This is a genomic window from Bifidobacterium scardovii JCM 12489 = DSM 13734, assembly GCF_001042635.1.
Taxonomy (GTDB): domain Bacteria; phylum Actinomycetota; class Actinomycetes; order Actinomycetales; family Bifidobacteriaceae; genus Bifidobacterium; species Bifidobacterium scardovii.
In genome coordinates this window covers 1,586,058-1,605,700 of record NZ_AP012331.1, presented here as the reverse complement: position 1 = coordinate 1,605,700, position 19,643 = coordinate 1,586,058, and the positions used below count along the sequence as shown (strand labels likewise).

Sequence of the window (19,643 nt, the reverse complement as noted above, 5' to 3'; positions counted from 1 at the left end):
AAGGGGAAGCCCATGGCGTCCAAGCGCATTCCGTTGGTGGCCGGCAACTGGAAGATGAATTTCGACCACCGCGAGGCCACCTATTTCGTGCAGAAGCTGGCATGGCTGCTGCGCGACGCGCGATTCGACTACAAGCGCTGCGAGATCGCGCTGATGCCGTCCTTCACCTCCCTGCGCAGCGTGCAGGTGCTCGTCGAGGCGGATCGGCTCAAGATCCGCTATGGCGCGCAGGCTGTCTCCGTGACGACCCAAGGCGCGTTCACCGGCGACGTCTCCGCCGACATGCTGGCCGCGCTCGGCTGCTCGTACGTGATCGTCGGCCATTCGGAGCGCCGCAAGTACCATCCCGAGGACGACGCGAACATCGTCGATCAGGTGCGTGCCGTGCTGTCGGCCGGCATGCAGCCCATCCTGTGCGTCGGCGAGAGCTTCGAGGAGCGCCGGCAGGGCATCGAGCTCGACTTCGCCGTCGGACAGGTCCACGACGTGACCCGGGACCTGTCCAGCGATCAGGCCGCCAGGCTTGTCATCGCCTACGAGCCGGTATGGGCCATCGGCACCGGCATGGTCGCCACCCCGGATTCGGCGCAGGATGCGGCCAAGGCCATCCGCGACGACCTGAGGCAGTCCTTCGACGCGAAGGTCGCCGACAACGTGCGCATCCTGTACGGCGGATCGGTGTCGTCGAAGAACGCCGTCGAACTCATCGGCGAGCCCGACGTCGACGGGTTCCTCATCGGCGGCGCCGCGCTCGACGTCGACGAACTGGCGACGATCGCGCGCCTGACGCTGAAAACCGTGCGATAACGGCCATCATGCGCCCGGAGGCGCATCAATGTTCATGGCCTTGCGCTATGGTATACAACTAGTAATTGTCGAACTGGAGGTTCTCCCGTGTCCGCTATGGCCATTGTCAAGCTTGTGCTGCAGATCATCGTCGTCATCTTCAGCCTGCTGCTCACCCTGCTCATCCTCATGCACAAGGGCAAGGGCGGCGGTCTGTCCGATATGTTCGGCGGCGGCCTGACCCAGAACGCCGGCTCCTCGGGCGTGGCGGAGAAGAACCTGAACCGCTGGACCGTGATCATCGCCCTGCTGTGGGTCGCGATCATCATCGCCCTGGGCCTGATCACCAAGTTCAACCTCGTCTGATCGGGGCATATCCGCCGATCTTCGGCTATTGCAGTCATTATGAGCCATGATCCAAGGATCATGGCTCTTTTGCCGTTACAGGCCGTGGTAAAGGAGCATACACGCATGGTCACCATGAACAGGAACAAAGTCGTCATCGTCGGCACCGGCCAGGTCGGCGCGACCGCCGCGTTCGGCATCGTCACGCACGGTCTGTGCAACGAACTGGTGCTGATCGACCATTTCGCGGCCAAGGCGTTGGGGGAGAGCCACGACCTCGATGACGGCAGCGAATTCCAGGACCGCCACGTCAAGGTGCGCGCGGGCGACTATGCCGACTGCAAGGACGCCGACATCGTCGTCATCACCGTCGGCCGCAAGCCGCCGGCGCATTCCAACCGGATTGCCGAGCTCGGCTTCACGGTCGGGCTCGTCGGCGAGGTCGTCGACAACGTCATGGCGTCCGGCTTCGACGGCGTGATCATCATGGTGTCCAACCCGGTGGACGTGATGGCCTGGTACGCGTGGAAGCGGTCCGGGCTGCCCCGCACGCAGGTGCTCGGCACCGGCACCGCGCTCGACACCTCGCGCCTCAAGACGATCATCGGCGAGGAGACCGGCCTGGATCCGCGCAACGTCGGCGGCTTCGTCATGGGCGAGCACGGCGACTCGCAGTTCACCGCATGGTCCACCGTCTCGCTCGGCGGCAAGCCGTTCGCACGCTTCCTCGTCGACAACCAGGACCGGTTCTCCTCCGTGTCCGCTGCCGAGATCGAGGAGAAGACGCGCACCCGTGGCGACGAGATCGTCATCGCGAAGGGCGGCACGAACTTCGGCATCGCCTCCACGGTGGCCGGCATCGTGCAGACGATCCTGTGGGACGAGCGGCGCATCGTGCCGGTCTCCACGCTGCTCGACGGCGAATACGGCGAACGCGACGTGTTCCTCGGGGTGCCGACCGAACTGCGCGCTAACGGCGCGAACGAGATCGTCGAACTCGATCTGACCGACGACGAGCTCGCCAAGCTCCATCACTCCGCCGAACTCGTCCGCTCCCACTGCGAAGGACTGCTCTGATCCATGACTGCAACGCACGACGGCACCCCACGACTCATCGTCGCCGACCTCGACGGCACGCTGCTGCATGACGGCGCGACCTTCGAGGAACGGTTCATCACGCAGCGCTCGATCGACACGGTCAGGCGCATGCACGACGCGGGATACCGCTTCGCGATCGCCACGGCCCGGCCGGTGAGCACCGGCCTCGCCTTCGCCGACAAGCTGCCGGCCGATGCGGTGATCTACCTCAACGGCGCGCTCATCGACTTCCGCCCGGCCGAATCGGACTATGCGCTGCTGACCGGCGAACGCCCGGCGGCCGAGGGCCATCTGCTGAAGATCGGCTTCTCCTCGTCCCGGGCCTGCGAGGTGTGCCGTTTCCTGCTCGACGAGATGCCGGGCCTCAAGCTCGGCATCGTCATGGACGACGTGCGCTACACGAATTTCGACGTGAGCGTGTACTGGAAGACGCAGACCTGGCGGTACACCGATTTCACCGACGTGCCCGAGGGCGTGGCCGACAAGCTCATCATCTTCCCCGAGCCCGGGCAATGGGATCGCCTCAGGGCGCTCGTGCCCCCGGATTTCGACGTGCACGTCTCGGAGGGATCGATGTGGATGCTCATGAGCCCCCAGGCCAACAAGGAGCATGCGATGCGCATCCTGTGCGACCGCATGGACGTGCCGCTGCCGGCCACGGCCGCGTTCGGCGACGACCTGATCGACATCGCGATGATGGAGGAGTCCGGCCTCGGCGTGGCCGTGGCCAACGCGAACCCGAAGGTGCTGGGCATCGCCGACGAGGTCTGCCCGGCCAACAACGACGACGGCGTGGCCCAGTGGATCGAGTCCCACCTGCTGCGCTGAGGGCGGAACGCATCGTCGCCGCCGGCCAGCCTTCCACGGCGCCGGCCGATTATGCTCCATACCATGGAAGCGGAACTGAAAGGGGAATCATGGGACAGTACCGGCTGGTGGCCGTGCAGAACGAGGATTACCATTGGTTCGAGGAGGTGGAGAATCCTCCCGTCGGCATGCGGGCCTATGTCGAGAAGACCTGCGACATCACCTCTCCCGACAGGGATGCGTATCTGGTCGGGATCGTCGAACCGGCCGCCGGCATGGCGCCCGGATCCAGGGAATGGATCGAGGACCATGACGGCGTGGTTTCGATCCGCCGCCGTTTTCATGACTTCGAAGCGGACGAGCTTATGGATTGGCTGGAACGGCGCCTCGACGGCACGGTCGCGACGGAGGCGGCCGTCAATGACCGCCAGAATCGCGACTACTATTACGACTACTTGGTCCTGGAGACCGCCGAATACGAGGACGGCGTCGTGGAGGCGCTCGAAACCGGTCCCTGCCCCGTCTGCGGCGACGACCGCCTGGGCGTGGCTCCGGTGATCGAGGCCAGCGATTTCGAATCCACCCCGGTCCATCTCGTGTGCAACTCATGCACCGCCCATACCGCGACCATGGCGGAGCCAAGCTACGGCGGGGAAGCCTACGAAACGACGATACGGCGTCTTGTCGAGGCCTGGAACCGCCACGAAATGTACTGGGACCTGCACGGCGTTCCACAACACGGAATCGCGTAAGCCGGCTGTAACCGCCTGACGCTAACCTGTAAGGCGATACACACCATACGAGCACAGGAGTGAATATGTCGCTGGCCATCCGAGTCATCCCATGTCTGGACGTCGATGCGGGTCGCGTGGTCAAGGGCGTGCATTTCGAGAACCTGCGCGACGCGGGCGATCCGGTCGAACTCGCCGCCGAATACTACCGCCAGGGCGCCGACGAGCTGACCTTCCTCGACGTGACCGCGTCCAGCTCGCACCGCCAGACGATGATCGACGTGGTGGCCCATACCGCCGAGCAGATCTTCATCCCGCTGACCGTCGGCGGCGGCGTGCGCACGCCCGAGGACGTGGACTCGCTGCTGCGCTGCGGCGCGGACAAGGTCGGCGTGAACACGGCGGCGATCAACGATCCGACGCTGATCAGCCGCGTGGCCGACCGGTTCGGCAACCAGGTGCTCGTGCTCTCCGTGGACGCGCGCCGCGAGGAGGGCGAACGGCACACGCAGTCCGGCTTCGAGGTCACCACCATGGGCGGGCGCAAGTCCACCGGCATCGATGCGGTGTGGTGGGCCAAACGCGCCGAGGAACTGGGCGCCGGCGAGATCCTGCTCAACTCGATGGACGCGGACGGCACGCAGAACGGCTTCGATCTGGAGATGATCAAGGCCGTGCGCCGCGAGGTGAAGATCCCGATCATCGCCTCGGGCGGCGCCGGCAAGGCCGCGGATTTCCCGCCGGCCATCGAGGCCGGGGCGGACGCGGTGCTCGCCGCGTCGATCTTCCATTACGGCAAGGTCACCATCGGCGAGGTCAAGGACGCGCTGCGGGGCGCGGGATACACGGTTCGCTGACGGTTTCGGCGGAAACCGCGCGGCCTGTTCGCAGCCTCGCCGGCCGGGTACGGCCGCGGCTCGCCATGGCCGGTCGCGATGCCGCCGCATACGTCCGCTCGACGCCGCGGCGCCCGCCCGTCGCCTCCGGCCGGCCCGGCAGGGCCTGCGTGCCGGTTCCGCCTCAATGGACGCATATCGGATTCACTACTATGGAGAACGCAATCATGGATTTTGACAACAGCGCGACGCTCGACCCGCGCATCGCGGCCCGGCTCAAGCGCGACGACAAGGGGCTGGTCGCGGCCGTGGTGCAGCAGTACGACACCAAGGACGTGCTCATGGTCGGTTATATGAACGACGAGGCGCTGCGGCGCACGCTGACCACCGGCCGCGTGACGTTCTGGTCCCGCTCCCGCCAGGAATACTGGCGCAAGGGCGACACTTCCGGGCACGTGCAGTACGTGAAGGGCGTGTCGCTGGACTGCGACGGCGACGCGCTGCTCGTCGAGGTCGACCAGGTCGGCGCCGCCTGCCACACCGGCAAGCGCAGTTGCTTCCTCGAGGGCGGCCCGCTGCCCGTGGTCGAGGGCCACCGGCCGGCCGGGCTGAAGGACTGAACGCCGCTCCGTCAGCGTGGCTGACCGCAAACAGTGGCACCGGTGCGTACCATGGAACGGGACAATGTGCGAGCAAAAGGAGCGAATATGAGCGAATGCAGCGTCGAGCATCTGCGGTGGGGCGCCACATGGCCGACCCGCGAGCAGTTTCATGAGCTGGCGGATCAGGGGTACCGCGTCATCCCGATCGTGCGCCGCCTGCTCGCCGATTCGCTGACCCCGGTCGGTTTCTACGAGCGGCTCGCCGGCGGCCGGTCCGGCACGTTCATCCTCGAATCCGCCGAATACGGCGGCACTTGGAGCCGGTACAGCTTCATCGGCGTGCGGTCGATGGCGCAGCTGCGTTCGAACGGGGGACAGGCCGACTGGCTGGGACAGGTGCCTGTCGGCGTGCCGACGCACGGCGACGTGACCGAGGTCGCGCACGCCGCGCTCAGGACGCTGAACGCCCCGCACGTCGCCGGACTGCCGAACCTGACCAGCGGTCTGGTCGGCACGGTCGGCTGGGACGCGATCCGCCACTGGGAGCCTACCCTGCGCGCCGAGGCGCCGGACGAGACCGGACAGCCGGAGACCGTGCTCGCCCTGGCCACCGACATCGCCGTGGTGGACCACGTGTCCGGATCGGTGTGGCTCATCGCCAACGCGGTGAACGTGGACGACAAGCCGACCCGGGCCGACGTCGCCTATAACGAGGCCGTGGCCCGGCTTGACCGGATGCAGCGCGACGCGGCGACGCCGGTTGAGGGCGAATCCCGCGTCAACGTGCTCGACGAGACGGTCGCCCAACCCGAGCTGCGTTTCCGCACCGAGAAAAGCCACTACGAGCAGGCCGTCGAGCGCGCCAAGCGGCACATCGTGGACGGCGACGTGTTCCAGGTGGTCATCTCGCAGCGTCTCGACATCGACTCGCCCGCCGACCCCTTCGACGTGTACCGCGTGCTGCGCACCCTGAACCCGAGCCCGTACATGTACTTCATGGCGCTCACCGACGCGCAGGGCCGCGATTTCAACGTGATCGGCTCCAGCCCGGAGACCCTGATCAAGGTGGACAACGGCCATGCGATGACCTTCCCGATCGCCGGGTCGCGCCCGCGCGGCGCCACCCCGGAGGAGGACGAGCAGCTCGCCAAGGATCTGCTCGCCGATCCGAAGGAACGCAGCGAGCACATCATGCTCGTCGATCTGTCGCGCAACGACCTGAGCAAGGTGTGCGTGCCGCAGTCCGTCGAGGTCGTCCAGCTCATGGACATCAAGCGGTTCAGCCACATCATGCACATCTGCTCGACGGTCACCGGCAAGGTCGACCCGTCGCTGACGGCCTTCGACGTGTTCAAGTCGGCGTTCCCGGCCGGCACGCTGTCCGGCGCGCCCAAGCCGCGCGCGGTGGAGATCATCGACGAGCTGGAGCCGGCCGACCGCGGCATCTACGGCGGCACCGTAGGCTACTTCGACTTCTCGGGCAACATGGACATGGCCATCGCCATCCGTACCGCGTTCCTGCGCGGCCACGAGGCGAGCGTGCAGGCCGGCGCCGGCATCGTGCTCGACTCCGTGCCCGCGACCGAATGGCAGGAGACGCGCAACAAGGCCGAGGCCAGCGTCGAGGCCATCCAGATCGCCGCGCAATTGCGCGAGCTGTAGCGCCGCCCGCCCCGCGCGGCTTGCATGTGCTGGCATACGGTCTGCGCATGCGGCGTAAACGGACATATGCCAGCACGCCAGCATACAGAAAATCTGTATCGGCGCATGACGGCGCATGGCCGTGGGCGTAACGTATGGTGTCGGGTTGGGCGGACGGCCCATCGCGAGCTTGGAGGCGGCATGACACGGCATCTGACGGGAACGGACCATCGGGCACGAGGGGCAAGGCGTACGCTCGGCGCGCTGATCGCCGCGATGCTGGTCGCGGCGCTGGCTTTCGGCGGCGCGCTGGCCGTGCGGCACGTCGGGGGACTGTTATGCGGCCCGGCGGGGCGGTCGGCGGCGCAATCGTCGTCGTCGGCAGACCAGGACCCCGGCGTCATGCCGGCGAGCGAGGCCGCGCGCAGGTACCCGAAGGCCGTCAGCCCGGTCGACTTCAACCATAACGGCGTGGACGACTACGCCGACATCGTGGCCGGCGCACGCCAGGACGCCGTCAATCATCCGACGTACGACGACGGCTACTATCAGGGTGGCTACCCGCCGGACGACCGCGGCGCCTGCACCGACGTGGTGTGGCGCGCGTTCCGGCAGGCAGGGTACGATCTCAAGGCCATGGTCGACGCCGACATCGCCGCCGACCCGGCTGGCTACGCGCAGGCCGCGCCGCGCCCCGATCCGAACATCGACTTCCGCCGCACCGGCGTGCTCGACGTGTTCTTCTCCAAATACGGGCAGACGCTCACCACGGACGCCTCCGACGTCTCGCAATGGCAGGGCGGCGACATCGTGGTGTTCGACGGCACCAGGCACATCGGCGTGATCTCGGACCGGCGGGACCGCGACGGCATCGCGTACCTCATCCACAACATGAAGCAGGAACGGCGCGAGAACGACTACCTCTCCTTCAAGCGCCGCATGACGGTCACCGGCCACTACCGCTTCGACGCCTCCAAGGTGCCGCAGTCCGTCCTCAAGGCGTGGCAATAAAGGCGCTTGGTAGCGAGGGCCCTCAGGGCCGGCCGGCGCCATCCTCCGGGCGGTCGGCCGGCCCGGCTTCGCGCTGCTCGTGCGCCAGGAGCCAGTAGTCCTGATGCGATTCCTTGCGCCGGGGCACGAAATGGCTGACGATGGAGCCGCCCTTGCCGCGGTTCCTCACATACACGAATCCGATGATCGAGAAGACGAGCGCGCCGATGAAGTTGACGATGAGATCCTCCATCGTGTCGATCAGGCCGATGTCGAGATAGCCGCCGAGCCCCAGATTACGCCCGTTGACCGCGACCTGCGTGATGTTGTCGATCGTGACCGCATGGTTGGCGTGGGCCGGATCGAGCATCACCGAGCTGATCGTATGTACGACCGTGTCCTTCTGCATGTCCCAGCCGAACAGGCTGTCCATCGAGAACTCGAAGAACTCCCAGATCACGCCGATCGTCATCGAGAAGCAGAACGACACGATCGCCAGATACAGGGGAGAGAGCTCGAATTTCGTCTTCGCCGAGCGGTTGAGCAGATCGACCAGCGAAAAGCCGATCGCCGCGGCGAGGAATCCGTTGAGCGTGTGCAGCACCGTGTCCCAGAACGGGAAGATCTCGTAGAACGCGCTGATCTCGCCGAGGATCTCCGCCGCGAACACGAAGAACAGCATGATGATCTCGAGCACCGACGGCAGCTCGATGCGGAAGCGCACCTGCACGAACGCCGGCGCCACCAGCAGCATCAGCGTGAGTATGCACAGGAACACGTTCTCGTAATTGCCGTTGAAGAACTGCAGCACCGCCATGGCGATCACCAGCAGCCGCAGCGTCATGTAGACCGCGAACGAGCTGCGGTGTTCGCGTATCTCCATGCCCATCGCCCGGCCCATGGTCCGCCATTGCTCCCGGAACGTCGGCAGGCCCTGACGCGGCGGTTCAGGGCCTGCCGATCGGTCCGCCCGCTGATCGGCTTGCTTGGCCGCCTGCGCCCGTGTCTGATCCTCGCCCATGCGCACCTCTTTTCGTTCGAGCCACTGCGCCAGTCTATCCGATTGTGCGGCACGGGGCGAAAGGCCTATGCTGGCTGCTGACGAATCGTCATGCGCGAATGGACGGCGCGGAAAGGAACATGCCCTGATGACGCCTATAGAATTGTCGACCCGGAGGCGGCCCAGAATGTAGGACGCGGAACGCTATCGGGGCAGTCCGTGGTCTAGAGTGGCGCATGACTGAACGTCGACAAAGGGAGGACCATGTCGGTTTTGGACGAACTGGTCGCGGGCGCGCTGGAGGATCAGCAGACCCGCGAACGCACCGTATCGCTTGAGGACGTGAAGAAGGCCGCACTGGCGGCCCCGGCTCCGATCGACGCGACACGATGGCTCAAGCGCGCCGACGGCATCCCGGTGATCGCCGAAATCAAGCGCGCGTCCCCGTCCAAGGGGCATCTGAGCGATATCCCCGATCCGGCTGGCCTGGCCCGCGAGTACGAGAAGGGCGGCGCGAGCGCGATCTCCGTGCTCACCGAGGGCCGCCGCTTCCTCGGCAGCCTCGACGATTTCGACAAGGTGCGCGCCGCCTTGCACATCCCGGTGCTGCGCAAGGACTTCATCGTCACCGACTACCAGATTTTCGAGGCCCGCGCCCACGGCGCCGATCTGGTGCTGCTGATCGTCGCGGCGCTCGACGACGAGCGGCTCAGGCATCTGCTCGCTCTGGCGCACGAGCTCGGCATGACCGTGCTGGTGGAGACCCACACCCGCGAGGAGATCGAGCGCGCCCGCGAGGCCGGCGCCAGGGTGATCGGCATCAACGCCCGCAACCTGAAGAACCTCAGGGTGGACGTGAACAAATACAGCGAACTGGCCGCGGACCTGCCCGAGGACGTCATCAAGGTGGCGGAGTCCGGCGTGTTCGGCGCGGTCGAAGTCGAGGACTACGCCCGCGCGGGAGCGGACGCGGTATTGGTCGGCGAGGGCGTGGCCACCGCCGACGACCATGAACTTGCAGTAGAACGACTAGTGAAGGCAGGAGCACAAGTGAAAGCATCCGAAACCACCCCGTTAAGCGAACATCAGGGACCGTACTGGGGCCAGTTCGGCGGCCGGTACGTGCCGGAGGCGCTGATCACCGCGCTGGACGAGCTGGAGCGCGTCTACGATGAGGCCAAGGCCGATCCCGAATTCCACAAGGAGTTCATGACCCTGCAGCAGCGCTACGTCGGCCGCCCGAGCCCGCTGACCGAGGCCCCGCGCTTCTCCGCGATGGTGCGCGACAGGACCGGCCTCGACGCCCGCATCTTCCTCAAGCGCGAGGACCTCAACCACACCGGCGCGCACAAGATCAACAACGCGCTCGGCCAAGCCCTGCTCGTCAAGCGCATGGGCAAGACCCGCGTGATCGCCGAGACCGGCGCCGGCCAGCACGGCGTGGCCACGGCCACCGTGTGCGCGATGCTCGGCCTCAAGTGCCGCATCTACATGGGCCAGATCGACGCCCGCCGCCAGGCCCTCAACGTGGCCCGCATGCGCATGCTCGGCGCCGAGGTCGTCGAGGTGACGCTCGGCGACAAGATCCTCAAGGACGCGATCAACGAGGCCCTGCGCGACTGGGTGACCAACGTCAAGGACACCCACTACCTGCTCGGCACGGTCGCCGGCCCGCACCCGTTCCCCGCGATGGTGCGCGACTTCCAGAAGATCATCGGCGAGGAGGCCAAGCAGCAGCTCAAGGACTGGTACGGCATCGACCACCCGGATGCGGTCTGCGCCTGCGTGGGCGGCGGCTCCAACGCCATCGGCGTGATGAACGCCTTCCTCGACGACGAGCGCGTGAACCTGTACGGCTACGAGGCCGGCGGCGACGGCCCGAAGTCCGGCAGGCACGCGATCCGCTTCGCCCCGGGCACCGGCCAGCTCGGCATGTTCCAGGGCGCGAAGAGCTACCTGCTGGAGACCGACGAGGGCCAGACGCTCGACACGTACTCCATCTCCGCGGGCCTCGACTACGCCTCGGTCGGCCCCGAGCACGCGTGGCTCAAGGACATCGGCCGCGTGAACTACAGCTGGGCCACCGACGAGGAGGCCATGAACGCCTTCCGCGACCTGAGCCAGAGCGAGGGCATCATCCCCGCCATCGAAAGCTCGCACGCGGTCGCCGGCGCGTACAAGGCCGCCGCCGACCTCAAGGCGAAGGGCTACGACAAGGCCGTGATGATCGTCAACATCTCCGGCCGCGGCGACAAGGACATGGCCACCGCCGGCAAGTGGTTCGGCTACCTGACCGACGATCAGGCCGCGGCCCTGGAAGTCACCGGCGCCCACGGCAACACCGTCGCCTGAACAAGAAGAGGAGATTTTTGATCATGACCAACGAAGCAACCACGCCGTCCGGCCAGCCTCTGGGCATCAGCCACAAGCCCAGCCAGTCGGAGGCGATGTTCGCCAAATTCAAGGCGGAGAACAAGCCGGCCTTCATCGGCTACCTGCCCTACGGCTTCCCGAACCCGGACATCTCGCTCGACGCGTTCAGGACGATGGTCGAGCACGGCGTCGACGCCGTGGAGATCGGCCTGCCGTACTCCGACCCGGTGATGGACGGCCCGGTCATCCAGGCCGCCGCCTCCATCGCCCTGAACAACGGCGAGACCATCAGGCGCGTATTCGAGGCCGTCGAGACCGTGGCCAACGCCGGCGGCGTGCCGCTGGTGATGAGCTACTGGAACCTCGTCTACCACTACGGCGTCGAGCGTTTCGCCCGCGACTTCGAGAACGCCGGCGGCGCCGGACTCATCACCCCGGACCTGATCCCCGACGAGGCCGGCGAATGGATCGAGGCCTCCGACCGCCACGGGCTCGACCGCATCTTCCTGGTCTCCCCGGACTCGGCCACCGAGCGTCTGGAGACCGTGGCCCGCAACTCCCGCGGCTTCGTCTACGCGGCCGCCCGCATGGGCGTGACAGGCGAACGCGCGCAGCTCGACGCCTCGCCCGAACTGCTCGTCGAGCGTACCCGCAAGGCCGGCGCGACGAACGTGTGCGTCGGCATCGGCGTGTCCACGCCGGAGCAGGGCGCGAAGGTCGGCGCGTACGCGGACGGCGTCATCGTCGGTTCGGCGCTCGTGCACACGCTGCTCAACGACGACAACAGAACCGCCAAGGACCCGGCCCAGTGCCTGGAGGATCTCGCCGCCAAGACCGAGGCGCTGGCGGAGGGCATCCACACCGCACGGTGAGCGATCGGCGCGCGTCGGAAAATCGGAAAACCGTCCTCGGGAATGACGCGCGACGGCGCATCCATGCGGTAGGGTGGTAGGCGGCATCAGCAAGCAGTGACAGGTAGGGGCACGATGAATCTGGCGTATATCCCGTCGCCGACGTTCTCGAAGTTCGAGATCGGACCGGTGACCATCCGCATGTATGCGGTCTGCATCCTGATCGGCATCTGCGTGGCCGTGTGGATTCTCACCAAGCGGTGGCGCAAGCTCGGCGGCACCTTCGACCAGGTGCTCGACACCACGCTGGTGACCGTGCCGTGCGCGCTCGTCGGCGCGCGCCTCTACCACTGCATCACCACGCCCGACCAGTACTTCCCGCCGACCGGCGACCTGGTCAACATCCTCAAGGTGTGGGAGGGCGGCATGGCGATCTTCGGCGGCATCTCCGTCGGCGCGCTCACCGCGTTTCTCTGGTGCCGCCACCGGCGCTATCCGTTCGCCCTGCTCGCCGACTCGATCGCACCGGCGCTGATGGTCGCCCAGGCGATCGGCCGTCTCGGCAACTGGTTCAACCAGGAGCTGTACGGCAAGCCGACCACGCTGCCGTGGGGCCTCAAGCTCAACGACGCCGACGCGATCGGCAAGACCGAGATCTGCTACGACGGGCAGGCGTGCCCGACCGGCACGCTGTTCCACCCGACCTTCCTGTACGAGATGATCTGGAACCTGATCGGCGCGGCGCTCATCGTCTGGCTCGGCCACCGGCTGGCGAGCTCGCTCAAGGCCGGACAGCAGTTCGCCATGTACCTGATGTGGTACGGCCTCGGCCGCACCTGGATCGAGTCGATCCGCATCAACTACTCGACGATCATCCTCGGCCTGCGCATCAACGTGTGGACCGCCATCCTGTGCTTCATCCTCGGCGCCATCCTGTTCGTCGTCCTGTGGCGGTACGGCGGGGATACCGCCGACCTGTCCAAGCGGCTGACCGCGGTGACTGCCGACGAGCTCGAGCGCGCCTCGATCGCCGAGGAGCAGGCGCAGGCGAAGAAGCGCAACGCGAACAAATAGACAACCGGACAACTTTAGGCAAACGCCGGCGCCGGGAGCGCGTCGAAAACGCCTCTCGTCGTTCTGATTTCATAGAATGAAGGCCATGACTACTCAAATTCAAATCGCACCGAGCATCCTGTCCGCCGATTTCTGCAACCTTGAGCGCGACCTCAAGGCCATCGCCAACGCGGACCTCGTCCACGTCGACGTGATGGACCACCATTTCGTGCCGAACCTCACGCTCGGCGAGCCGATCGTCAAGCGCATCTGCGAGGTCACCGACCTGCCGGTCGACGTGCATCTGATGATCGAGGACCCGGACCGCTGGGCCCCGGAGTTCGCCAAGTGCGGCGCCTACTCGGTCACCTTCCACATGGGCGCCGTCCATGCGCCGGTGCGCCTGGCCCGCCAGCTGCACGACATGGGCGTCAAGGCCTGCTTCGCGGTGCGCCCGGCCGAGCCGGTCGAGCCGATCTTCGACATCCTCGACGAGTTCGACATGATCCTGATCATGACCGTCGAGCCCGGCTTCGGCGGCCAGAAGTTCCTCGACAACCAGATGGCCAAGGTGCGCCGCCTGCGCGACGAGATCACCCGTCGCGGTCTCGGCACCAAGATCCAGGTCGACGGCGGCGTGAGCCCGAAGACCGCGCACATCGTGGCCGAGGCCGGCGCCGACGTGCTCGTGGCCGGTTCCGCGGTGTACGGCGCCGAGGACCCGGCGCAGGCCATCGACGACATCCGCGACAAGGCCGCGGCCGCATTCCGCGCCTGACGCGGCGGCGCACACCGATTGTTCGTATTTCCCACAAGAAGGCAACCACAAGCATCATGAAGACATTCGAATCACTGTTCGCCGAACTGAGCGAGAAGGCAGCCGCCAAGACGGCGGGGTCCCTGACCGTCGACGAACTGGCCAAGGGCACGCACTTCATCGGCAAGAAGATCGTCGAGGAGGCCGGGGAGACCTGGATCGCCGCCGAGTACGAGGGCGCCGACCGCACCGCCGAGGAGATGAGCCAGCTGCTCTACCACCTGCAGGTGATGATGATCGACCGCGGCATCACGCTCGAGGACGTGTACAAGCACCTGTGACCCGCCGCGCGCCCCGTCCGCCGCGGCCGCGAAGCGCGCGGGCGGCGGGGTGCCGCCATGCGAATGAACCAAGGTGCGTCAAGGGAGGAACACACATGTTACGCATCGCCGTGCCCAACAAGGGCATGCTTTCCGAACCCGCGTGGAATATGCTCGCCGAGGCGGGCTATCGTCTGCGCTCCAACCCGCGCCAGCTCGTGGTCGAGGACCCCGACAACGACGTGGAGCTGTTCTACCTGCGGCCGCTTGACATCGCCGTGTACGTGGGACGCGGGACCATCGATGTCGGCATCACCGGCCACGACCTGCTGCTCAACTCCGGCACGGACGCCAAGGAGCATCTGCAGCTGGGCTTCGGCGCGTCCACGTTCCGCTTCGCCGCGCCCAACGGGTCGCCGATCGACTCGCTCGAGGACATCGAGGGCAAGCGCGTCGCCACCTCGTTCGACAAGCTCGTGCACGACTATCTGGTCGCCCACGGCATCAACGCGGAGACCATCCACCTGGACGGCGCCGTCGAATCCTCCGTGCAGCTGGGCGTCGCCGACCTCATCGCCGACGTGGTGTCCACCGGAACGACGCTGCGCAACGCCGGCCTGCGCATCTTCGGCGACCCGATCCTGCACTCCGAGGCCGTGCTCATCCGCTCGCCCCGCCTCGACGAGCACGACGACCGCCTGACCATCCTCGGCCGCCGCCTGCAGGGCGTGCTCACCGCGCAGCGCTACGTGCTCATGGACTTCGACATCCCCGTCGAGAAGGTGTCCGCCGCCGTGGCCGTGACCCCCGGCTTCGAGAGCCCGACGATCTCGCCGCTGCACGACAAGCAGTGGTCCGCCGTGCGCGTCATGGTGCCCAAGGCGAAGGTCAACCAGCTGATGGACCAGCTGTACGAGGTCGGCGCGCGGGGCATCATCGTCACGGCGCTGCAAGCGTCGAGAATGTAGCAGTGGCTTCGCGTATGGTCAACAAGCAGCAGCTCAATCAGCGGATCAAGCGGAACATCAGCAAGAAGTACAGTCCGGAGCCGAAGGACATCTACATCACGGTGCCGAACCTCATCAGCGTGCTGCGCATCCTGTCGATCCCGGTCATCGCCGTGCTCGTGGCCCGGCACCAGATGGTCGAGGCGTTGGTTGTGCTCGCCATCTCGGCCGTGTCCGACGGCATCGACGGCATCGTGGCGCGCATGTTCGACCAGGTGAGCAAGATCGGCCAGATCCTCGACCCGATCGCCGACCGCCTGCTGATCTTCTGCAGCATCCTGGCGCTGGGCGTCGCCGGGATCATCCCGTGGTGGATGCTCATCATCGTCGGGTTGCGCGACCTGCTCATGGCGTTGCTGGTGCTGCTGCTCGCCCAGCATGACTACGGGCCGCTGCCCGTGCACTTCGTGGGCAAGGCCGGCACCGCCATGCTGATGATCTCCATCACCGCGCTGATCTTCTGCGACATCTGGAGCAACCCGATCGCCGACCTGCTGCATCTGGCGGCGCTGGCGGCCGGCATCTGGGGCATCGGCCTGTACTGGCTCGCCGGATACATCTACATCCGCCAAGGGTTCGAACTGATCAGCAAGGACCGGTGATCGGCGTGCCATCCGAACCGTTCGTCCCCGCGCCGGCGGCGTACCCTCCCTCGACGGAGAACCTGCCGGTGCGCCGCCGCGCCGTCTTCTCCTCGTCGGTGGACGGGCTGGAATCCCACCACGCGCTGCCGGCGAACGCGTCCGGGCAGCACCAGCGCCGGCGCAAGACCGAGGACGATTCGCTTCGGCTGATCGACGATCTGACCAACCGGCCGATGGACCCGCTGTTCACCGATGCGCGGCTCACCCACCATCCGACCTCCGCGCTGGAGCTGTGGGCCACCAGGCTGATCGTCTTCGTGATCTGCGTGGCCGTCGGATTCGCCGGATGCCTGTTCGTGCAGCGGCTGCACACCGACCCGCGCAAGGCCGTGCGGCAGAGCTGGTCCAGCGAACTGCAGGACCTCAACAAGCAGGTCGACCAGCTCACGGCCGACGTCAGCGACCTGCAGTCCCAGGTCGCCAAGCGCTCGAAGCAGCTCGGTGACATCACGCAGAGCGACCAGCTGACCGAGGACAACATGGTCAACGGCCTGGTCCCGGTGACGGGGGAGGGCATCACCCTGACGATCGCCAACCCCATCGCCGCCGACGATTCCGGCGACGGGACCTACCATCGCGAGAACTCCGGCCAGCAGATCCGGCTGGTCACCGACGCCGACCTGCAGATGATGGTCTCGCTGCTGTGGAAGGCCGGGGCCGAGGCGATCTCCATCAACGGGTACCGTCTCGGGGTGCAGACCTCGATCCGCACCGCGGGGCAGACGATCATGGTCGGGGTCAATCCGGTGCAGAGCCCGTATGCGATCGAGGCGATCGGCAACCGCAACGATCTGGCCGACGCGGTCGGCTCGGACCGCCAGCCGCAGCTGTACGAGTCGTTCAAGGAGGCGGGCATCTACCCGCAGGTATCGAAATCAGCATCGATTACACTGGAGGCAGCGGCAGCGAGCAATCTGTCGTATGCGAGGAAGGATGAGTAAATGGCTGCTGTACTGGGTCTGATCATCGGCGTCGTCGTCGGCCTGTTCGTCAAACCGGACATCCCCATCGTGCTGCAACCCTACCTGCCGATCATGGTGGTCGCCGCGCTGGACGCCCTGCTCGGCGCCGCGCGCGCCTACTTCCAGCGCAGCTTCTCCGACAAGGTGTTCGTGATCTCGTTCATCTCCAACGTCGTCACCGCCACGCTGCTCGTGTTCCTCGGCAACCAGCTGGGCGTCGGGTCCCAGCTGCAGACCGCCGTCATCGTCGTGCTCGGCATCCGCATCTTCTCCAACGTGTCCGCGATCCGCCGGTTCATCTTCCGAGGCTGACATGGCGCGGCAAAGCAACAAGACCACACCGGACGTGCTCACCAAAATGCACGTCCAGCACGCGCAGGACAAGGCGAACGACCGCATGGAGACCGGCTCGTTCCCCGTGGTGCGCAAGAAACGCCAGTCGTCGCTCAACGCCAACGCGACGCGCATGCGGCTGCTCACCAGCGTGCTCATCACCGTGATGTGCGCGCTGCTGTCCTTCGCCTACATGATCCAGATCAACAACACGCAGTCGACCTACGAGACAATGAGCGAGGACGAGCTGGTGCGCCTGATCAACGAGACCAGCACCTCCGTGCAGAACCTCGAGGAGCGCAAAAGCGAACTGACCAGCCAGCTCAACACGCTCAAGGCCACCGCCGACAAGCAGGAGGCGGCGCGCAGGATCGCCAAACAGAACGAGGAGACCAGCGGCATCCTCTCCGGCCGCCTGCCGGCCAAGGGCCAGGGCGTGGTCATCCGCATCACCGCGGGATCCAAAGACAGCGTGGACGCCTCGACGATGTTCACCCTGATCGAGGAACTGCGCAACGCCGGCGCCGAGGTGATCGCCCTCAATTCGGTGCGCGTGGTCACCTCCACGTACATCTCCGACGCGGCGGACGGCACGCTGGTCAGCGACGGCGTCACGCTCGAGACGCCGTACGTGATCAAGGCCATCGGCGACCCGCAGTCGCTCGCCAACGCCGTGAACATCGCCGGCGGCATCGGCTCCCGGCTCAAGGTGAAATACGGCTCCAAGGTCACCGTGACCACCCAGGACGAGGTGCAAATCACCGAAGTCCACGAATCTCAACCAAATTCGTACGCGAAGACCGTAGACTAAGGCGCTTGCCGACCTGCCGGGCGCAGCGCCGTGCGCCCGCGTGCCCCTTCGTGGCCGGCCCGGCCGCGGCCAGCCTGTTGTGCTCGGGCTCCCGTACCACAATGACGCTGTACGGAGGCGGGCGCATCCCCTCGCCGAGCAGAGACTGATGCCCGTATGCACACGGGCATCAGGTGGCCGATGTCCATTATTTTGTGTCGATATTGTGGCGCTTTTCCTATATATCGTAACCGCGAAGGGTGGTTATGGTACTTAGGTGTTGTCTGAATGCGGGCAATGCCCGTTTCGTGGCGCAGGGTGCGCCGGCGCGCGGGTTCAGGCGGATATGGGATCGCGGTGCCGTCGGCGGCGTTTCCCGCGCTTCTGCCGCGACATGCCGTAAGCGGCCATTTGGGTGGCATTATGGAGGGTTCCGCGTTCGATTTGCATGCCGCCGCATGCGTTCTGCGCCATTTGCGCGGTGGGATATCGTTGTGGCAATCGCTGCTTGTGGTGGTGTGCAGCGGTAAGGCCGGGGGTTGCGGTCATGGCGTTTCCGGCCGTGCGTTCGGAGCGCGGCGCCATTCACGCCGTCGCTTCGCGCGCCTTCGTTGACAAGGGGAGATGATCGATGATGGCTGATATGGAACGCGACTCCGCGGATGGGATGCCGATGCCGCGGGACGGCGAACCATGGAGAGGCGCGGTGGACGATTCCGCTGCCGGTGCTGCGGGCGGTACCCGCGATGCCGATGAAAAAACGTCCTCCCCCCCCCCCCTCGAGGCTGAAGACCGGTGAGCGGGTCCAGCAGATCGATCCGGCCACGGGCAAGGTCCTGCGCGTGTTCGCCGGCGTGAGCGCAGCGGCGCGGGCCCTTGGCGGCAAAAGCGCGTCGAACGTCAGGAACGCGATTCTGCGGGGCGGCACGGCCTACGGATACCGGTGGCGATACGTGAACGGTCACGAGCGCATGCCCGCATCGACGCCGGCCAGACACGTCGAGATGATCCGGCCCGAAAGCGGGCAGCTCGTGCGCGTGTTCCCGTCCGTCAACCATGCGGCCCGCTACTTCGGACTGCGATCGACGGACGAGCTGTACTCCGCGATACGCGACGGCGAACCGCGATGCGGATTCATGTGGCGCTATAGCGATAGCTGCGGGTATCCGATCGAACAGCTTGACCCGGATACGAACGAGCGGATCGCCCTGTTCCCCGGCATCAACGAGGCCGCGCGGACCGTGAACGGAGGAGACGCGGGCCCCATCTGCCGTGCCCTCATCGAAGGGGGCATCGCCCACGACTCCCGATGGAGACTCGTCGACCTGCCCGGCCTCGGCGTTCCCGCGGATGAGGGGCGGGCGCCGGACGCGGGCACCGGCATCGTGTTCAAAGCGCATGACCGGCGCAACATCGTCTACGGCGTCCGAGACGTCGTCGCCCCGGGCAGGTCGTACGTCTCGGCGAGCGGCAACGATGCCGAGTTGTCCTTCAAATTGGCCGATGCACTCACCCTGTGGGTCGAAACCGGCGTCGACACGCTGCTGCTTCCCTTCATGGAGTGATTGGACGGACGTTCCGCGCGACGAGCGAACAAAGGATAGGCTTCGCTCTTCTCCAACGGCATCGCATCAGGGGCCGTCGGGCGCCGGCGGCGGCGTGCCGGTCGGCCGGACCGCCGCCGTATCGAGGAATACGGGGTAATTGCCGACATTCC

Annotated in this window: 21 protein-coding genes; 20 read left to right on the top strand and 1 reads right to left on the bottom strand. The window is 66.3% G+C overall.

Features of this window, described 5'->3' with window-relative positions; genetic code table 11:
• Positions 1-12 precede the first annotated feature (12 nt).
• The 9 genes from tpiA to BBSC_RS06580 all read left to right on the top strand — a co-directional run bounded on the left by tpiA (position 13) and on the right by BBSC_RS06580 (position 7,857).
• Positions 13-807, top strand: coding sequence for a triose-phosphate isomerase (tpiA, locus tag BBSC_RS06620; protein ID WP_033516946.1), 795 nt, complete (start codon positions 13-15; stop codon positions 805-807).
• Positions 808-903: 96 nt separating this feature from the next.
• Positions 904-1,152 (top strand): preprotein translocase subunit SecG, encoded by a 249-nt coding sequence (gene secG / locus BBSC_RS06615; RefSeq protein ID WP_033516944.1) that lies wholly within the window; start codon positions 904-906, stop codon positions 1,150-1,152.
• Between the two features lie 105 nt (positions 1,153-1,257).
• Positions 1,258-2,208 (top strand): L-lactate dehydrogenase, encoded by a 951-nt coding sequence (locus tag BBSC_RS06610; protein ID WP_033516942.1) that lies wholly within the window; start codon positions 1,258-1,260, stop codon positions 2,206-2,208.
• A 3-nt stretch (positions 2,209-2,211) separates the two neighbouring features.
• Entirely contained in the window at positions 2,212-3,057 is an 846-nt protein-coding gene (locus BBSC_RS06605; protein WP_033516940.1) for an HAD family hydrolase, read from the top strand.
• Between the two features lie 89 nt (positions 3,058-3,146).
• Positions 3,147-3,788: a hypothetical protein gene (locus BBSC_RS06600; protein ID WP_033516938.1), complete on the top strand. Its 642-nt coding sequence runs from the start codon at positions 3,147-3,149 to the stop codon at positions 3,786-3,788.
• Between the two features lie 65 nt (positions 3,789-3,853).
• Positions 3,854-4,624 (top strand): imidazole glycerol phosphate synthase subunit HisF, encoded by a 771-nt coding sequence (gene hisF, locus BBSC_RS06595; protein WP_033516937.1) that lies wholly within the window; start codon positions 3,854-3,856, stop codon positions 4,622-4,624.
• 206 nt (positions 4,625-4,830) lie between these two features.
• Complete coding sequence (hisI, locus tag BBSC_RS06590) at positions 4,831-5,223, top strand: phosphoribosyl-AMP cyclohydrolase (protein ID WP_144414436.1); 393 nt, start codon at positions 4,831-4,833, stop codon at positions 5,221-5,223.
• Between the two features lie 87 nt (positions 5,224-5,310).
• Entirely contained in the window at positions 5,311-6,867 is a 1,557-nt protein-coding gene (gene trpE, locus BBSC_RS06585; protein ID WP_033516933.1) for an anthranilate synthase component I, read from the top strand.
• 180 nt (positions 6,868-7,047) lie between these two features.
• The gene (locus BBSC_RS06580) at positions 7,048-7,857 is read left to right on the top strand and encodes a DUF1287 domain-containing protein (protein ID WP_171818102.1); all 810 of its coding nucleotides are present in this window, start codon (positions 7,048-7,050) and stop codon (positions 7,855-7,857) included.
• A gap of 22 nt (positions 7,858-7,879) precedes the next feature.
• On the opposite strand, the gene BBSC_RS06575 is transcribed toward BBSC_RS06580, so the two are convergent.
• A complete protein-coding gene (locus tag BBSC_RS06575; RefSeq protein ID WP_046726323.1) occupies positions 7,880-8,737 on the bottom strand; it encodes a hypothetical protein in 858 nt (285 codons plus the stop codon).
• 363 nt (positions 8,738-9,100) lie between these two features.
• On the opposite strand from BBSC_RS06575, the gene BBSC_RS06570 reads away from it, so the two are divergent.
• The 11 genes from BBSC_RS06570 (at position 9,101) to BBSC_RS06520 (ending at position 19,491) form a co-directional block, all read left to right on the top strand.
• Complete coding sequence (locus BBSC_RS06570) at positions 9,101-11,188, top strand: bifunctional indole-3-glycerol phosphate synthase/tryptophan synthase subunit beta (protein WP_033516931.1); 2,088 nt, start codon at positions 9,101-9,103, stop codon at positions 11,186-11,188.
• 23 nt (positions 11,189-11,211) lie between these two features.
• Positions 11,212-12,081: a tryptophan synthase subunit alpha gene (trpA, locus tag BBSC_RS06565; RefSeq protein WP_033517056.1), complete on the top strand. Its 870-nt coding sequence runs from the start codon at positions 11,212-11,214 to the stop codon at positions 12,079-12,081.
• 114 nt (positions 12,082-12,195) lie between these two features.
• Positions 12,196-13,134, top strand: coding sequence for a prolipoprotein diacylglyceryl transferase (gene lgt / locus BBSC_RS06560; RefSeq protein ID WP_033516929.1), 939 nt, complete (start codon positions 12,196-12,198; stop codon positions 13,132-13,134).
• A 76-nt stretch (positions 13,135-13,210) separates the two neighbouring features.
• Positions 13,211-13,891 carry a ribulose-phosphate 3-epimerase gene (rpe, locus tag BBSC_RS06555; protein WP_033516927.1) on the top strand — a complete coding sequence of 227 codons (681 nt, stop codon included), beginning with the start codon at positions 13,211-13,213 and terminating at the stop codon, positions 13,889-13,891.
• A gap of 56 nt (positions 13,892-13,947) precedes the next feature.
• Positions 13,948-14,211, top strand: a complete 264-nt coding sequence (locus tag BBSC_RS06550) for a phosphoribosyl-ATP diphosphatase (RefSeq protein WP_033516925.1) — start codon at positions 13,948-13,950, stop codon at positions 14,209-14,211.
• A gap of 95 nt (positions 14,212-14,306) precedes the next feature.
• The gene (gene hisG / locus BBSC_RS06545; protein WP_033516923.1) at positions 14,307-15,158 is read left to right on the top strand and encodes an ATP phosphoribosyltransferase; all 852 of its coding nucleotides are present in this window, start codon (positions 14,307-14,309) and stop codon (positions 15,156-15,158) included.
• Positions 15,159-15,172: 14 nt separating this feature from the next.
• On the top strand, positions 15,173-15,799 hold the full coding sequence (locus BBSC_RS06540) for a CDP-alcohol phosphatidyltransferase family protein (RefSeq protein ID WP_046726298.1): 627 nt from the start codon (positions 15,173-15,175) through the stop codon (positions 15,797-15,799).
• A gap of 5 nt (positions 15,800-15,804) precedes the next feature.
• A complete protein-coding gene (locus tag BBSC_RS06535; protein ID WP_033517052.1) occupies positions 15,805-16,782 on the top strand; it encodes a DUF881 domain-containing protein in 978 nt (325 codons plus the stop codon).
• Positions 16,783-17,115 carry a small basic family protein gene (locus BBSC_RS06530; protein WP_033516920.1) on the top strand — a complete coding sequence of 111 codons (333 nt, stop codon included), beginning with the start codon at positions 16,783-16,785 and terminating at the stop codon, positions 17,113-17,115.
• Between the two features lies 1 nt (position 17,116).
• Positions 17,117-17,947: a DUF881 domain-containing protein gene (locus tag BBSC_RS06525; RefSeq protein WP_033516918.1), complete on the top strand. Its 831-nt coding sequence runs from the start codon at positions 17,117-17,119 to the stop codon at positions 17,945-17,947.
• A gap of 725 nt (positions 17,948-18,672) precedes the next feature.
• Positions 18,673-19,491 (top strand): hypothetical protein, encoded by an 819-nt coding sequence (locus BBSC_RS06520; protein WP_144414434.1) that lies wholly within the window; start codon positions 18,673-18,675, stop codon positions 19,489-19,491.
• Positions 19,492-19,643: the final 152 nt, after the last annotated feature.

What these genes read in the sequence shown, in the direction of transcription:
- BBSC_RS06580 (WP_171818102.1), top strand. Translation starts at nt 7,048, where the DNA reads ATGACACGGCATCTGACGGGAACGGACCATCGGGCACGAGGGGCAAGG.
- BBSC_RS06525 (WP_033516918.1), top strand. Translation starts at nt 17,117, where the DNA reads ATGGCGCGGCAAAGCAACAAGACCACACCGGACGTGCTCACCAAAATG.
- BBSC_RS06520 (WP_144414434.1), top strand. Translation starts at nt 18,673, where the DNA reads ATGCCGATGAAAAAACGTCCTCCCCCCCCCCCCTCGAGGCTGAAGACC.
- BBSC_RS06600 (WP_033516938.1), top strand. Translation starts at nt 3,147, where the DNA reads ATGGGACAGTACCGGCTGGTGGCCGTGCAGAACGAGGATTACCATTGG.
- secG (WP_033516944.1), top strand. Translation starts at nt 904, where the DNA reads ATGGCCATTGTCAAGCTTGTGCTGCAGATCATCGTCGTCATCTTCAGC.
- BBSC_RS06610 (WP_033516942.1), top strand. Translation starts at nt 1,258, where the DNA reads ATGGTCACCATGAACAGGAACAAAGTCGTCATCGTCGGCACCGGCCAG.
- BBSC_RS06540 (WP_046726298.1), top strand. Translation starts at nt 15,173, where the DNA reads ATGGTCAACAAGCAGCAGCTCAATCAGCGGATCAAGCGGAACATCAGC.
- trpE (WP_033516933.1), top strand. Translation starts at nt 5,311, where the DNA reads ATGAGCGAATGCAGCGTCGAGCATCTGCGGTGGGGCGCCACATGGCCG.
- BBSC_RS06605 (WP_033516940.1), top strand. Translation starts at nt 2,212, where the DNA reads ATGACTGCAACGCACGACGGCACCCCACGACTCATCGTCGCCGACCTC.
- BBSC_RS06530 (WP_033516920.1), top strand. Translation starts at nt 16,783, where the DNA reads ATGGCTGCTGTACTGGGTCTGATCATCGGCGTCGTCGTCGGCCTGTTC.
- tpiA (WP_033516946.1), top strand. Translation starts at nt 13, where the DNA reads ATGGCGTCCAAGCGCATTCCGTTGGTGGCCGGCAACTGGAAGATGAAT.
- rpe (WP_033516927.1), top strand. Translation starts at nt 13,211, where the DNA reads ATGAAGGCCATGACTACTCAAATTCAAATCGCACCGAGCATCCTGTCC.
- hisG (WP_033516923.1), top strand. Translation starts at nt 14,307, where the DNA reads ATGTTACGCATCGCCGTGCCCAACAAGGGCATGCTTTCCGAACCCGCG.
- BBSC_RS06550 (WP_033516925.1), top strand. Translation starts at nt 13,948, where the DNA reads ATGAAGACATTCGAATCACTGTTCGCCGAACTGAGCGAGAAGGCAGCC.
- BBSC_RS06570 (WP_033516931.1), top strand. Translation starts at nt 9,101, where the DNA reads ATGTCGGTTTTGGACGAACTGGTCGCGGGCGCGCTGGAGGATCAGCAG.
- trpA (WP_033517056.1), top strand. Translation starts at nt 11,212, where the DNA reads ATGACCAACGAAGCAACCACGCCGTCCGGCCAGCCTCTGGGCATCAGC.
- lgt (WP_033516929.1), top strand. Translation starts at nt 12,196, where the DNA reads ATGAATCTGGCGTATATCCCGTCGCCGACGTTCTCGAAGTTCGAGATC.
- hisF (WP_033516937.1), top strand. Translation starts at nt 3,854, where the DNA reads ATGTCGCTGGCCATCCGAGTCATCCCATGTCTGGACGTCGATGCGGGT.
- BBSC_RS06575 (WP_046726323.1), bottom strand. Translation starts at nt 8,737, where the DNA reads ATGGGCCGGGCGATGGGCATGGAGATACGCGAACACCGCAGCTCGTTC.
- hisI (WP_144414436.1), top strand. Translation starts at nt 4,831, where the DNA reads ATGGATTTTGACAACAGCGCGACGCTCGACCCGCGCATCGCGGCCCGG.